We start from the raw sequence: 13,599 nt of genomic DNA, 5'->3' as shown, positions 1-13,599 counted from the left end.
GCGCCCGCAGATACTCCGTTCCTGCTGACTGGCTGAGCCTCAGCATTAAACAGCCCCGGCCAGGTGCCGGGGCTGTTTCTGTCAGCTGTACGCCCGCGGCGCGGTCACTGGCTGGTCAGGCGCACGTCCTCCATCGGGTAGGCGAGGCTGTCCTGCGCCTCCCAGTTCAGATGGCAGCCTGCGCAGAAGCCTTGCTGGATCTTCATTTCCTTGCCGTTGGGCATCAGCGCGGCATAGAGCCAATCGCCGGCGTCCGGGGCTCCGCCTTCCTCTAGCTTTGTCATGATGAACAGCGGGCCGGGCACTGCCTTGCCGTCCTTGACTGCAAAGCTCTCCTTGGCGAGGACCGATCCGGCCGGCATTTCAACACCCTCTTCGGCAAACTTCAGATACTGTTCGGCGGCGGTATCATTGGCGAAGGTCTGCAGGAACCGCTCGCCGTGCGGGCCGGCCAGGGCGGGCCGGGTGGAGGTCACCTGCCAGGAGCGGAACTCTGCTGCGACCGGGTCGCCGTTTGCGGCATAGCCCTCGGCCATTCTGGCTTCGATGCAGTCGTAAAGTGCGGCGACGGCGTCAGCTTCAAGGTCCATCGGGTCGCCCTCCACAGTGCAGTCCTGGGCAAATGCGCCGATGGGGGCAAGGGCCAGAAGCCCTGCGGAAAATGTCACACGTAATGTCATGGCCTTTCTCCCTGGGTTGGAAGTTGCGGATCGTGTCGTGCTGTTCACGGTTGCACACTTCCGGGAGATGCAGCGGTCAATCCTCTACACGGCTGCGTGACGGCCGGGCGCTAAGGGCCGGGCGCGCAAAGAAAAAGCCCCGGACGGTGCCGGGGCTTTCCAAAAGGTCAGACGGGCTGCGCGCCGGGGCTTAGCCCTGCAAGCTCTTCACCTCGACGTCGCCTTCGGCCTGCGCTTTGATGGCGCGCGCGGCGGCGTTGGCGCCGGCGGCAGTGGTGAAGTAGGGGATTTTGTCATAGAGCGCGACAGAGCGCATTTCCTTGCTGTCCTCAACGGCTTGCGCGCCTTCGGTGGTGTTCATCAGCAGCTGGACGTCGCCGTCTTTCAGCATGTCGACCACGTGCGGGCGGCCCTCATAGACCTTGTTCACCAGCTCGCACGCCACGCCCTGGCCTTCCAGCCAGCTTTGGGTGCCGCGGGTGGCGACCAGGGTAAAGCCTTGTTCGACCAGGATCTGCGCCGCTTCCAGCATCAGTTTGCCCTTGTCGGCGTCCTTGATCGAGATGAAGGCGCGGCCCTTGGACGGCAGCACCATGCCAGCGCCCATCTGCGCCTTGAGGAAGGCGCGGGCAAAGGAGCGGTCCCAGCCCATCACTTCGCCGGTGGAGCGCATTTCCGGGCCGAGGATGGTGTCGACGCCCGGGAAGCGGGCGAACGGCAGCACCGCTTCTTTGACCGAGAACCAGGGCATGTCCGGGTCCGCCAGGGTCATCGGATCGGCGATCGGGGTGTCGACGTCATAGCCGGCATCCGGTCCGTAGGGCGGGCGCAGCGGGAAGTTCGACAGCGGCTCCCCGGCCATCACGCGGGCGGCGATGGAGGCGATGGCGCTGTCGGTGGCCTTGGCGACAAACGGCACGGTGCGCGACGCACGCGGGTTCACCTCGATCAGGAAGATCTCCTCTTCGCCGTCTTCATTGGCCTTGATCGCGAACTGCACGTTCATCAGGCCAACCACGTTCAGCGCCAGCGCCAGCGCGTTGGTCTGCGCCTTGATCTGGTCGATCACGTCCTTCTCAAGCGAGTAGGGCGGCAGCGAGCAGGCACTGTCGCCGGAGTGCACGCCGGCCTCCTCGATGTGCTGCATGATGCCGGTGACGTGCACGTCCTTGCCATCGCACAGCGCGTCCACGTCCAGCTCCACCGCGCCGGCCAAGTAGCTGTCGAGCAGCACCGGGCTGTCGCCGGACACCACCACCGCCTCGGCGATGTAGCGTTTCAGCTGGTCCATGTCGCGGACGATTTCCATCGCCCGGCCGCCCAGCACGTAGGACGGGCGGATCACCAGCGGGAAGCCGATGTCCTCGGCAATGGCCAGCGCCTGTTCCCCGGTGGAGGCGATGCCGTTCTTGGGCTGCTTCAGGCCCAGCTTGGTGACCAGCGCCTGGAACCGCTCGCGGTCCTCGGCCAGGTCGATGGCGTCGGGGGAGGTGCCCAGGATCGGGATGCCCTCTTCCTCCAGCGCGTTCGCCAGCTTCAGCGGGGTCTGGCCGCCGAACTGCACGATGACGCCGTGCAGGGTGCCGTTGTCCTGCTCCACCCGCAGGATTTCCATCACGTGCTCGAACGTCAGCGGTTCGAAATACAACCGGTCCGAGGTGTCATAGTCGGTCGACACAGTCTCGGGGTTGCAGTTGATCATGATGGTTTCATAGCCCGCGTCGGTCAGCGCAAAGCAGGCGTGGCAGCAGCAGTAGTCGAACTCGATCCCCTGGCCGATCCGGTTGGGGCCGCCGCCGAGGATGACGACTTTCTTCTTGTCCGAGGGGCGTGCTTCGCATTCGACATCGCCAAAGGCGGGCGACTCATAGGTCGAATACATGTAGGGGGTCTGCGCCTCGAACTCGGCGGCGCAGGTGTCGATCCGCTTGAACACGGCGTTGACGCCCGCGGCGCGGCGGGCCTTGCGGACGTCTGCTTCCTTTTGGCCGGTCAGCTTGGCCAGGCGGGCGTCGGTGAAGCCCAGCATCTTGAGCGCGCGCAGGCCCGCCTCATCAGACGGCAGGCCGCCTTCGCGGATTTCCGCTTCGGCCTCGACGATCTCGCGGATGCGGGCCAGGAACCAGGGGTCGAACTTGGTGACGGCCTGGATTTCGTCATCAGACAGGCCGTGGCGCATCGCCTGGGCGATGGTGCGCATCCGGTCGGGGGTCTGCTGGCCGATCGCCTTGATCACCGCGGCGGTGTCGCCTGCGGGCTCCCAAGCATCGGCGCCGACGCCATCAATCGCGACCTCGTCAAAGCCGGTGAGACCCGATTCCATCGAGGCCAGCGCCTTTTGCAGCGATTCATGGATGGTGCGGCCGATGGCCATCGCCTCACCCACAGACTTCATCGCGGTGGTCAGGTGCGGCTCGGAGCCCGGGAATTTCTCAAACGCGAATTTCGGGATCTTGGTGACGACATAGTCGATGGTAGGCTCAAACGACGCAGGCGTCACCTTGGTGATGTCGTTGTCCAGCTCGTCCAGGGTGTAGCCCACTGCCAGCTTGGCCGCGATCTTGGCAATCGGGAAGCCGGTCGCCTTGGAGGCCAGCGCGGAGGAGCGCGACACCCGCGGGTTCATCTCGATCACCACCATGCGGCCATCTGCCGGGTTCACCGCCCATTGCACGTTGGAGCCGCCGGTCTCGACCCCGATCTCGCGCAGCACGTTGATCGAGTGGGTGCGCATGATCTGGTATTCTTTGTCCGTGAGCGTCAGCGCCGGCGCCACGGTGATCGAGTCGCCGGTGTGCACGCCCATCGGGTCGACGTTTTCGATGGAGCAGACGATGATCGCGTTGTCCGCTTTGTCGCGGACCACTTCCATCTCGTATTCCTTCCAGCCCAGCAGGGACTCATCCACCAGGATCTGGTTCACCGGCGAGGCATCCATGCCGGAGCGGCAGAAGTGGATGTAGTCGTCGCGGTTGTAGGCGACGCCGCCGCCGGTGCCGCCGAGGGTGAAGGCCGGGCGGATGATCGCAGGCAGGCCGATTTCATCCAGCGCTTCCAGTGCGATGCGGACGCCTTCCTCCAGGTCGGCGGTGCCGTTTTCGCGCTTGGGCGCGGTGACGATGGTGGCCTTGGGGTTTTCGATGCCCAGGCGGTCCATCGCTTCGCGGAACAGCTTGCGGTCTTCTGCCATCTCAATGGCGTCGCGCTTGGCGCCGATCATCTCAACGCCGAATTTCTCCAGCACGCCCATCTCTTCCAGCGCCAGCGAGGTGTTGAGGCCTGTCTGCCCGCCCATGGTGGGCAGCAGTGCGTCGGGGCGCTCTTTCTCGATGATCTTGGCGACAACCTCAGGCGTGATCGGCTCGATATAGGTGGCGTCGGCCAGGCCCGGGTCGGTCATGATGGTGGCCGGGTTGGAGTTCACCAGGATGACCCGGTAGCCTTCTTCGCGTAAGGCTTTACAGGCCTGGGCGCCGGAGTAGTCGAACTCGCAGGCCTGCCCGATGACGATCGGACCAGCTCCGATGATCATGATCGACTGGATGTCGGTTCTTTTAGGCATGGCCATATTCCTTTGATTGACGCGCGGGCAGCTTTGAATCAGGGGCGCTGGCGTGCGCCCAAATTGTCCTGCGTTATAGGGACCGCGCCGAAAGGTTCAAGGGGGATCGGAAACGGATTTGAAAATGCCGCATACACCCCTTTTGTTCGCATAGCGAACAGATATATGTGGGCTCAAGACCTTGGGGAGTCAGTTCCGGTGCGGATTCGCTTTGATCAGGGGCCCAAGGGGGCCGGCACATGTTTCGACCAGCCGCTGCGGGTGATCCGCGCGGACGGGCCGGAGGACGTGCCCCCCGCGCTGGCGGCGCTGGATGCGGCGCGCGCCGGGGGGCATTGGCTGGCGGGTTATGCATCCTATGAGCTGGGTTATGCGCTGGAGCCGAAGCTGGCGGGGCGGATGCCCGCGCGGCGGCGGCTGCCGCTGATCTGCTTTGGGGTTTATGAGGAACCGTCCCGGTTTGCCACTGAGGGCAGCGCCCGACCCTGGGCGGGTGCGAAGCGCCCTCCCGTGGGGAGGGTCGGGCGCTGCCCGGCCTGCCGGCCGGGCGAAGGCGGGTTGGGCGACTTGAAGCCCCGCTGGACCTATGACCGCTACGCCGAAGCCTTCGCCGAGGTAAACCGCAATATCGGCAAGGGCGACATCTATCAGGCGAACCTGACCTTCCCGATTGATGCGTACGCCTATGGCACCGCCGAAGAGCTCTATGCCGCACTGCAAGCAAAGCAGGCGGTCGGCTACGGCGCAATGGTCCAGCAGGACGGCCTGCCGGACCTGTTGTCGCGCTCGCCTGAGCTGTTCTTCCGCACCGGCGCGGACGGCGTGATCGAGACCCGCCCGATGAAGGGCACCCAGCCGCGCAGCGACGATCCGGTGGAGGACGCCCGCCGCCGCGACTTCCTGCGCCGGGACGAGAAGAACCGCGCCGAAAACCTGATGATCGTCGACCTTCTGCGCAATGACATCAGCCGCGTGGCGCAGACCGGCTCGGTGCATGTGCCGGAGCTGTTTGCGGTGGAGAGTTACGCCACCGTGCATCAGATGGTGTCGCTGGTGCGGGCAAAATTGCGGCCCGATGCGGGGCTGGCGGATATCTTCGCGGCACTGTTCCCCTGCGGCTCGATCACCGGTGCGCCAAAAATCCGGTCGATGGAGATCCTGGCGGAGCTGGAGCCCTGGGCGCGCGACATCTATTGCGGGACCATCGGCTGGGCGGCGCCGGACGGCGCGTCGGAGTTCAACGTGGCGATCCGCACGCTGATGCTGGAAGAGGGCCGCGCGACGCTCAACGTGGGCGGCGGCGTGGTCTGGGACAGCACCGCGGAATCGGAATATGAGGAAGCGCTATGGAAAGCCCGGTTTGCCCGCGTGACGCCCTCCAGAACGATCCCGCTTTCCGCCTGATCGAAACGCTGGGCTGGCACCCGGGCGCGGGGTTCCGGCATCTAAAGGCGCATCTGGCCCGGATGGGGCGCAGCGCTGCGGTGTTCGGGATCCCGTTCGATCCGGAGCAGGCAGAGGCGGTTTTGGCAGAAGCTGCCGGCGACGCTCCGCTGCGCTGCCGTCTGACGCTGGATGCGGACGGGCAGCTTGATCTGACGACGGCCCCGCTGGGCAGCAGCCCCGCACAGTGGCGGCTGGGCCTTGCGCAGACCCGGCTGAACGCTGATGATCTCTGGCTGCAGCACAAGACCACCCGCCGTGCGTTCTATGACGCGGCCCGGGCAGAGCTGCCGGAGGGCGTGGAGGAACTGCTGTTCCTGAACCAGCGCGGCGAGCTGTGCGAGGGCACCATCACCAATCTTTTCCTGACCCGCGCAGACGGGCAGGTGGTGACACCGCCGCTGAGCTGCGGCCTGCTGCCGGGCATATTGCGGCAGGTGATGCTGGAGACCGGCAAATGCCAGGAGCAGGTGCTGAGGGTGCAGGACCTGCGCGATGCGAGGGCCATCCATATGGGCAACTCCCTGCGCGGGCTGATCCTGGCACGGCTGGTGTAGGGCCCGGCTGATGTAACGGCGGAGCGCTCCCGCGGACGCGCGCCGCCTGGCTGGCGCCAGCCGGCGTGTGCCCTTGGGCCCGGCAGCGCGCCTGCGGCGCGCTGCGGTTGCCGCAGAACGCCCCCGGCGCCCCGCCGCCGGCGGGGCGCCGGGCCCAACGCTTGCCGTCCGGCCGCGCAGCGGCGGGGCGGGCAAGGGGCGGGAGCCTTTGCCCATTTCACGGAACCGGCAAAAACCGGGCCGCTGCCGGGGCGGAAATGGCCCTGTTTGCTTGACAACTGAGCCGCAAACTTGTGTACCACCCCGGACGAATTCCGCGCCGCTCCTGTGCGCATCTCCCGAACGACGGCCCGCCCGGGCACAAGACCGGTATAACGAAAGGTCAACCGATGCACGCTTACCGCAGCCATACCTGCGCCGAACTGAACAAATCCAACGTCGGGGAAACCGTCCGCCTGTCGGGCTGGGTCCACCGCGTCCGCGACCACGGCGGCCTGCTGTTCATCGACCTGCGCGACCATTACGGCGTGACCCAGGTCATGGCCGACCCGGACAGCCCGGTGTTTGCCGAGATCGAGAAGGTCCGCAGCGAATGGTGCATCCGCATCGACGGCGAGGTGAAGGCGCGCGACGAAAGCCTGGTGAACCACAAGATCCCGACCGGCGAGGTTGAGGTCTTCATCCGCGACATCGAAGTGCTGGGCAAATCCGAAGAACTGCCGCTGATGGTGTTCGGCGATCAGGAATACCCGGAGGAAACCCGCCTGCGCTACCGCTACCTGGACCTGCGCCGCGAGAAGATGCAGAAGAACATGCTGCTGCGCTCCAACATGGTGGCCTCGATCCGCCGCCGCATGTGGGACATCGGCTTCAACGAGTACCAGACCCCGATCATCACCGCGTCCAGCCCCGAGGGCGCGCGCGACTTCCTGGTGCCGTCGCGCCTGCACCCGGGCAAGTTCTATGCGCTGCCGCAGGCGCCGCAGCAGTTCAAGCAGCTGATGATGGTCTCGGGCTTTGACAAGTATTTCCAGATCGCGCCCTGCTTCCGCGACGAGGACCCGCGCGCCGACCGCTCGCCGACCGACTTCTACCAGCTCGACATGGAGATGTCCTTTGTCACCCAGCAGGACGTGTTCGACACCATCGAGCCGGTGATGAAAGGCGTGTTCGAGGAGTTCGGCGGCGGCCGCAAGGTGGATCAGACCTGGCCGCAGATTTCCTATAAGGACGCAGCACTGTGGTATGGCACCGACAAGCCGGACCTCAGGAACCCGATCAAGATGCAGGTGGTTTCCGACCACTTCCGTGGCTCGGGCTTTGCGATTTTCGCCAAGCTGCTGGAGCAGGACGGCACCGAAATCCGCGCCATCCCGGCGCCCAAAGGCGGCTCCCGCAAGTTCTGCGACCGGATGAACGCGTTTGCCCAGAAAGAGGGCCTGCCGGGCATGGGCTACATCTTCTGGCGCGAGGGCGCGGACGGCATGGAAGCCGCGGGCCCGCTGGCCAAGAACATCGGCCCCGAGCGCACCGAGGCGATCCGCCAGCAGCTGGAACTGGGCGTGGGCGATGCCGCCTTCTTCCTGGGCGGCAAGCCCAAGACCTTCCAGACCGTTGCGGGCAAGGCGCGCAACGTGATCGGCGAGGAACTGGGGCTGACCGAGCAGGACCGTTTCGCCTTTGCCTGGATCGTGGATTTCCCGATCTACCAGGAGGACGAGGAGAGCGGGAAGCTGGACTTCGACCACAACCCGTTCTCGATGCCCAAGGGCGGCATGGAGGCGCTGGAGGGCGATCCGCTGGCCGTGACCGGCTATCAGTATGACCTGGCCTGCAACGGCTATGAGCTGGTCTCCGGTGCGATCCGGAACCACAAGCCGGAGATCATGTTCAAGGCCTTCGAAATCGCCGGGTATGGCGAGGACGAAGTCAAGAAGCGCTTTGGCGGCATGGTCAATGCGTTCCAGTACGGCGCCCCGCCGCACGGCGGCTGCGCGGCCGGTATCGACCGCATGGTGATGCTGCTGGCCGATGAGGCCAACATCCGCGAGGTCATCATGTTCCCGATGAACCAGCGCGCCGAAGACCTGATGATGGCCGCGCCCTCTGAGCCGATGGCGGAACAGCTGATGGAGCTGGGCCTGCGCGTGATCCCGCAGGATCAGTGAACGGCGCAGACGTTCTGATGAAAGGCCCGGTCAATCGCCCGGGCCTTTTCTTTTGCGGCGCAACTGCGGCTGGCCGCTGGCCGTTCCCCGTGCCGGGACCCGGCGTGCTGCAGAAAGCTGCGGCGCGGGCGACGGAACGCGCGGAAACGTGCGTATCACCTGAAATTCACCTGTGGGGCAGGGCGGCGATGCTCTAACCTGCGGGCAGGCCGGCAGCGCAAGGAGAGAGCATAGCAATGCAGTTTGACGGAGACTTGGCTGAGATCCGCTTTGGCGCCGGGCTGTCGCCGGCGGTTGCGCCGCCGGCCTCGCGCGAAGAGATGCTCAGCCGCCTGCAAGGGCCTGACGAAATGGCGCAGCGGTTCCCGGTCAGCCGGTTTGAAGACGCAGTCGCAGGCGCCGCCACCTTCCGGCGGCTGCGGCGCAAGCGCAGGCAGCAGGACGGAAAGCCCGGCTATGAGGCCGCGGACAAGGCGTTCAAGGAATTCCGCCGGTCGCAGAACCTTGCCCGCTTCGGATGGCACGGCCAGCGGCTGCTGCGCCATGTCAGCACCCGTGACGGGTTCCGCGAACGGCTGGTGCTGTTCTGGGCCGACCATTTCACGGCGCAGGGCAAATCCGGGCCGACGCGGGTTTTGGCCGCGCCTTATGCCGAAAGCGTGATCCGGCCCCACGTCAGCGGCCGCTTCGAGGATTTGCTGATCGCCGCCGCCACCAGCCCGCTGATGCTGATGTACCTGGACCAGAACCGCTCTGCCGGGCCGGGCAGCCGCGCCGCCGCGCGGCGCGAACGGCTGAGCGGGCTGAATGAAAACCTGGCCCGGGAGGTGCTGGAACTGCACACGCTGGGGGTCGGCGGGCCGTACAGTCAGACGGATGTGCGGCAGCTGGCGGAGCTGTTCACAGGCCTGAGCGTTTCCAAGGGGGCAAAGTTCGTTTTCCACCCCGGCATGGCGGAACCAGGGGCGGAGACCGTTCTTGGCAAGACTTACGGCGGCGGCAAGCCGCAGGTGGAGCAGGTGCTGAGCGCCCTGCGCGATCTGGCCCGCCATCCTGCCACCGCGCAGCATATCGCCCGCAAGCTGGCGGTTCATTTCGTCTCCGACACGCCCGATCCGGCACTGATCTCCCACATGGCGGCCCGGTTCCAGGACAGCGGCGGCGACCTTATGCAGGTCTACGCGGCGCTGCTGGAGTATCCGGCCGCCTGGGAGCCGCAGCTGCGCAACGTGAAGCCGCCCTTTGATTACGTGGCCTCGGCCTGCCGGGCGCTGGCAGTTTCTGAGGCGCGGGTTGCTGGCTTCAGGCCGGGGCAGCTGAACCGGCTGCTGCTGGCGCCGCTGACCCCGATGGGGCAGCGGTGGGAGTTTTCCGGCGGGCCGGACGGCTGGCCCGAAGAAGACGCCGCCTGGGTCACGCCGCAGGCCCTGGCCGCCCGCCTGCGCTGGGCGATGGCGGCCCCGCGGCGGCTGGTGCAGCCGCTGCCCGATCCGCGCGGCTTTGCCTCTGCGGCGCTGGGCCGCTTTGCCAATGAGCGGGTGATGTTCGCCGCCCGCGCCGCCGAAACCGAAGCGGAGGCGGTCGGGCTGATCCTGTCCTCTCCCGCCTTTCAGCGCCGCTAACAGGAGGCCATCCGATGCAGCTGACCCGCCGTTCTCTCCTGACCCGCTCTGCCTTGCTGGGCTGTTCGCTGGCCGCCAGCCCGCTGGTCACCCCTGTCAGTTTTGCCGCCGCCCCCTGGGACACGCGGCTGGTGGTGATCATCCTGCGCGGCGGCATGGACGCGCTGGATGTGGTGCAGCCCTATGGCGACCCGCAGTTTGCCGGGCTGCGGCAGACCCTGTCCGGCGGGCCCACCTCCGGGGCGGCCGATCTGGACGGCTTTTACGCCCTGCACCCGGGGCTGGCGCCGCTGCTGCCGTTGTGGCGCAAGGGCGAGCTTGGCTTTGTGCACGCGGTGTCCACGCCGTACCGCGACCGGCGCAGCCACTTTGACGGGCAGGACCTGCTGGAGGCGGGCACCGCCGGGCTGGGCGAGGCCCGCGACGGCTGGCTGAACCGGCTGCTGCAGCAAATGCCGGGGACGGACGCGCGCACTGCCTTTGCCATCGGACAGGAGCGGATGCTGCTGCTGGAGGGCGCTGCGCCGGTCTCGCAATGGGCGCCGGGCGCCGGGCTGGCGATGAGCCCCCAGGCGGAGCGGCTGGCGGCGCTCCTGATGGAAGACGACCCGCTGTTCCACGCGGCGCTGAACGACGCGCTGGAACTGACCCGGCAGGATATGTCGCTGGATCTTGAGGACGGCGGCGAGGGCAGCGAAGACAGCGGGATGATGGAGATGATGAAGACGCCGAAGGGCAAGGCGCATACAGCGATTGCCGCCTATGCCGCGGATCAGCTGCGGGGCGACAGCCGGATTGCGGCGTTCTCGATCAACGGCTGGGACACGCATTACCGCCAGGCCGGCGGCCTGAAGGCGGCGCTGGGGCGGCTGGCGGAGACGATCCTGGAGCTGCAAAGCGGCGTGGGGCCGGAGATCTGGGGCAGGACCGCCGTTGCGGCGGTGACAGAGTTCGGGCGCACCGTGCGGGAGAACGGCACTGGCGGCACCGACCACGGCACCGGCGGCGCGATGCTGCTGGCAGGCGGCGCGGTGCGCGGCGGCCGGGTGCTGGGGCGCTGGCCGGGGCTGGCGGAGGCCGACCTCTACGACCGGCGCGACCTGATGCCGACCGCGGATGTGCGCCGCTACCTCGCCTGGCTGCTGCATGGGCTTGCCGGGGCGCAGAAAAGCGGCCTGGAGGGCGGGGTGTTCCCCGGGCTTGCGATGGAGCAGGATCCGGGGCTGCTGCTGTAGCTGCCTGCGCGCGGCGCAGCAGTATACCGTCTGAGTGCAGGAAAAACTGAGTGCAGGAAAACCGGGCGGCTCCCGCCCGCTCAGATCATTCGGGGAAAGACCTGAGCCGTTGGGCCCGGCACCGCCTGCCGGCGGTGCCGGGCCCAAGGCCGCCAAGCGGTGCGGCCTTGGGCGCGCAGCTGCGGGCGCGGGAGAGCACCGGAAGGGGCCGGTGGCAGATGCCAGGCAAGGAAAGCGCGCGGCGGCTTTTACCGCACCAGCGGCGGCTGCCACTGGTTGAAATCCGGCTGGCCGCCCTGCTTGGGGAACCGGGGGGTAGCCCTGGTGGGGAAACGGGTGGAGGCACCGCTGGGGCAACGGCGGGCGGGCTGCGAGGCTGCTGAAGCCTGGACCTTTGGCGGGGAAAGCGGCTGCGGGCGGTTCAGCCCGGTCCGGCAAATGCCGGGCTGCAGCAGCTGCGGCGGTTCCGCCTGCAGGGCGGATCCCGCCTCAGCGGTTCCGCGGGCTGAGGACCAGCGGGCGGCTGTCCGTGGTGCCGCGGTTGCGGCGGATCGCGCGGGCGTCCAGCCGGGTCTGGCCGTAAAGCACAATGACAAGCGTGGCGAGGGCGATAAGGAACGCTTCTGCCATGTCAGATCGCCGCGCGGCGTTCGAGCCGCTCTTGCACCAGGCCGGCCAAAGTTGCGGCATCCTGGGTGAGCGGCTCCCCCTTGAGGCGGGCGCTGTCGAGGCGGTCGGCCGCAGCCGCAAGCGGCCCGTCGCCGGCGCTGCGCGCGACGCCGCCCAGGAATTGCGCCAGATAGGCCAGGGTTTTCTCCTCCTGCGACATGCTGAGCACGTCGGCGGCATGGGCCATGTCGTCGCGGTAGGCGAGGAAGTCCGGCTCCACCGTTTCGTCATCCATGGCGCGGGGGCCGGACAGCTGGCGGTCGGCGGGCAGGTTGGCGAGAATCTTTTGCTGGAAGGCGGCCAGCGAGGTGATCGGCTTTTCCAGGAAACCGGCGGCGCCGGCCTCCAGCGCGGCCTCTTCCAGCGCCGGATCGCCGGAGGTGGCCAGGATCACGCCGGGGCGCGGGCTGGCCTCGGCCAGTTCGCGGATCAGGTCGAGGCCGGAGCCGTCCGGCAGCCCGACATCGGCAATCAGCACGGAGGGGCGGTAGACCTGCAGGTGGCGGCGGGCGGATTTCAAGCAATCGGCCCGGCGGATGCGGGCACCGCTGCGCAGGCAGAGGAGCCGCAGCGCCTCGCAGGCAAAGCGGCTGTCCTCGACAACCAGAATGGTCAGCCCCAGCAGCGGGCGCCGGGTGGTGGGCAGGCGTTGAGCGGCAGCAAACAGTTCCGAATCGTCCATAACGTATCCTCCTTGCGGGATATGGACCGACGCTAGGAACTCTAGGCTAACACCCGGTTAACGGCGCGTGCGCTGCCGCATCCGCAGCCCCCCCCGTGCGCAATGGCGCACTTGCCGCGGCGCAGCATCCGCCGCATAACCGGAAACCAGGATTATTTGTGAGAGGAGCACAAACGGATGATTGGCCGTCTGAACCATGTTGCCATTGCTGTCCCCGACCTGGAGGCAGCCTCGGCCCAGTACCGCAATGCGCTGGGCGCCAAGGTGGGAGAGCCGCAGGATGAGCCGGATCACGGGGTGACCGTGGTGTTCATCGAACTGCCCAACACCAAGATCGAGCTGTTGTACCCGCTGGGCGAAAACTCCCCCATCAACGGCTTTCTGGAGAAAAATCCGGCGGGCGGCATCCACCATGTCTGCTATGAGGTCGAGGACATCCTGGCGGCGCGCGACCACCTGAAGGCGCAGGGTGCGCGGGTGCTTGGCACCGGTGAGCCGAAGATCGGCGCCCATGGCAAGCCGGTGCTGTTCCTGCATCCCAAGGATTTCAACGGCTGCCTGGTGGAACTCGAGGAAGTTTGAGGCTATGAGCGTCCTGCCCCGGCTGCGGGGCGGGGCAACTACGAAAGGCCGGCGCCATGGGTGTTACATCAGCGATCGTTCTGTACGCAGTGATCTGGTTTCTGACCTTCCTGGTGATCATTCCGATCCGGCTGCAGACCCAGGGCGACAGGGGCGAGGTGGTGCCGGGCACCCATGCGGGCGCGCCGGAAAAGCATTTCCTGAAGCAGAAGGCCTGGATTACCACCGGGGTGGCCGCGCTGATCTGGGCCATAGTGGCCGGGATCATCTTTTCCGGCGCGATCACGGTGCGGGATTTCGACTGGATGGGGATGCTGCCCGAGCAAGGGTAAATCCGCAGGTCTGCGGTTTCCAAGCAGGAAAGCGCTCCCGCCCGGTCTGGAGGCATTGGAAATGCCT

11 protein-coding genes are annotated in these 13,599 nt (G+C 66.9%); 7 read left to right on the top strand and 4 right to left on the bottom strand.

The genetic code is table 11. The features are described from left to right. Window positions 1-104: 104 nt before the first annotated feature. Both CAER_RS0107825 and carB read right to left on the bottom strand, forming a co-directional pair. Window positions 105-680 carry a cytochrome P460 family protein gene (locus CAER_RS0107825; protein WP_027234826.1) on the bottom strand — a complete coding sequence of 192 codons (576 nt, stop codon included), beginning with the start codon at window positions 678-680 and terminating at the stop codon, window positions 105-107. A 190-nt stretch (window positions 681-870) separates the two neighbouring features. Next, window positions 871-4,242 (bottom strand): carbamoyl-phosphate synthase large subunit, encoded by a 3,372-nt coding sequence (gene carB / locus CAER_RS0107815; protein WP_027234825.1) that lies wholly within the window; start codon window positions 4,240-4,242, stop codon window positions 871-873. Window positions 4,243-4,440: 198 nt separating this feature from the next. On the opposite strand from carB, the gene CAER_RS0107810 reads away from it, so the two are divergent. From CAER_RS0107810 to CAER_RS0107790, 5 genes are all read left to right on the top strand, one after another. Further along, window positions 4,441-5,646 carry an aminodeoxychorismate synthase component I gene (locus CAER_RS0107810; protein WP_027234824.1) on the top strand — a complete coding sequence of 402 codons (1,206 nt, stop codon included), beginning with the start codon at window positions 4,441-4,443 and terminating at the stop codon, window positions 5,644-5,646. Then, window positions 5,589-6,242: an aminotransferase class IV family protein gene (locus tag CAER_RS0107805; protein ID WP_027234823.1), complete on the top strand. Its 654-nt coding sequence runs from the start codon at window positions 5,589-5,591 to the stop codon at window positions 6,240-6,242. Before CAER_RS0107810 ends, CAER_RS0107805 begins: the two co-directional genes overlap by 58 nt. A 389-nt stretch (window positions 6,243-6,631) precedes the next feature. After that, window positions 6,632-8,410: an aspartate--tRNA ligase gene (aspS, locus tag CAER_RS0107800; protein ID WP_027234822.1), complete on the top strand. Its 1,779-nt coding sequence runs from the start codon at window positions 6,632-6,634 to the stop codon at window positions 8,408-8,410. Between the two features lie 236 nt (window positions 8,411-8,646). Continuing rightward, window positions 8,647-10,032 carry a DUF1800 domain-containing protein gene (locus CAER_RS0107795; protein ID WP_027234821.1) on the top strand — a complete coding sequence of 462 codons (1,386 nt, stop codon included), beginning with the start codon at window positions 8,647-8,649 and terminating at the stop codon, window positions 10,030-10,032. Window positions 10,033-10,046: 14 nt separating this feature from the next. After that, window positions 10,047-11,267 (top strand): DUF1501 domain-containing protein, encoded by a 1,221-nt coding sequence (locus tag CAER_RS0107790; RefSeq protein ID WP_027234820.1) that lies wholly within the window; start codon window positions 10,047-10,049, stop codon window positions 11,265-11,267. Between the two features lie 489 nt (window positions 11,268-11,756). Here the strand turns inward: CAER_RS0107790 and CAER_RS30130 are convergent, their stop codons facing one another. Beyond that, on the bottom strand, window positions 11,757-11,897 hold the full coding sequence (locus tag CAER_RS30130; RefSeq protein WP_167332319.1) for a hypothetical protein: 141 nt from the start codon (window positions 11,895-11,897) through the stop codon (window positions 11,757-11,759). 1 nt (window position 11,898) lies between these two features. Beyond that, window positions 11,899-12,618, bottom strand: coding sequence for a response regulator (locus CAER_RS0107780; RefSeq protein ID WP_027234819.1), 720 nt, complete (start codon window positions 12,616-12,618; stop codon window positions 11,899-11,901). 177 nt (window positions 12,619-12,795) lie between these two features. On the opposite strand from CAER_RS0107780, the gene mce reads away from it, so the two are divergent. Both mce and CAER_RS0107770 read left to right on the top strand, forming a co-directional pair. Further along, window positions 12,796-13,200: a methylmalonyl-CoA epimerase gene (gene mce / locus CAER_RS0107775; protein WP_008557322.1), complete on the top strand. Its 405-nt coding sequence runs from the start codon at window positions 12,796-12,798 to the stop codon at window positions 13,198-13,200. Window positions 13,201-13,256: 56 nt separating this feature from the next. Beyond that, complete coding sequence (locus CAER_RS0107770; RefSeq protein WP_027234818.1) at window positions 13,257-13,532, top strand: DUF1467 family protein; 276 nt, start codon at window positions 13,257-13,259, stop codon at window positions 13,530-13,532. Window positions 13,533-13,599 lie beyond the last annotated feature (67 nt).

It is taken from the genome of Leisingera caerulea DSM 24564, from assembly GCF_000473325.1.
Lineage (GTDB): Bacteria > Pseudomonadota > Alphaproteobacteria > Rhodobacterales > Rhodobacteraceae > Leisingera > Leisingera caerulea.
Note: the sequence above shows the minus strand (reverse complement) of the source record. Positions and strands in the feature narration are given on the sequence as shown.

Coding starts and splice junctions, on each gene's coding strand:
- CAER_RS0107825 (WP_027234826.1), bottom strand. CDS start 680: ATGACATTACGTGTGACATTTTCCGCAGGGCTTCTGGCCCTTGCCCCC.
- CAER_RS0107790 (WP_027234820.1), top strand. CDS start 10,047: ATGCAGCTGACCCGCCGTTCTCTCCTGACCCGCTCTGCCTTGCTGGGC.
- CAER_RS30130 (WP_167332319.1), bottom strand. CDS start 11,897: ATGGCAGAAGCGTTCCTTATCGCCCTCGCCACGCTTGTCATTGTGCTT.
- CAER_RS0107795 (WP_027234821.1), top strand. CDS start 8,647: ATGCAGTTTGACGGAGACTTGGCTGAGATCCGCTTTGGCGCCGGGCTG.
- mce (WP_008557322.1), top strand. CDS start 12,796: ATGATTGGCCGTCTGAACCATGTTGCCATTGCTGTCCCCGACCTGGAG.
- carB (WP_027234825.1), bottom strand. CDS start 4,242: ATGCCTAAAAGAACCGACATCCAGTCGATCATGATCATCGGAGCTGGT.
- aspS (WP_027234822.1), top strand. CDS start 6,632: ATGCACGCTTACCGCAGCCATACCTGCGCCGAACTGAACAAATCCAAC.
- CAER_RS0107780 (WP_027234819.1), bottom strand. CDS start 12,618: ATGGACGATTCGGAACTGTTTGCTGCCGCTCAACGCCTGCCCACCACC.
- CAER_RS0107805 (WP_027234823.1), top strand. CDS start 5,589: ATGGAAAGCCCGGTTTGCCCGCGTGACGCCCTCCAGAACGATCCCGCT.
- CAER_RS0107770 (WP_027234818.1), top strand. CDS start 13,257: ATGGGTGTTACATCAGCGATCGTTCTGTACGCAGTGATCTGGTTTCTG.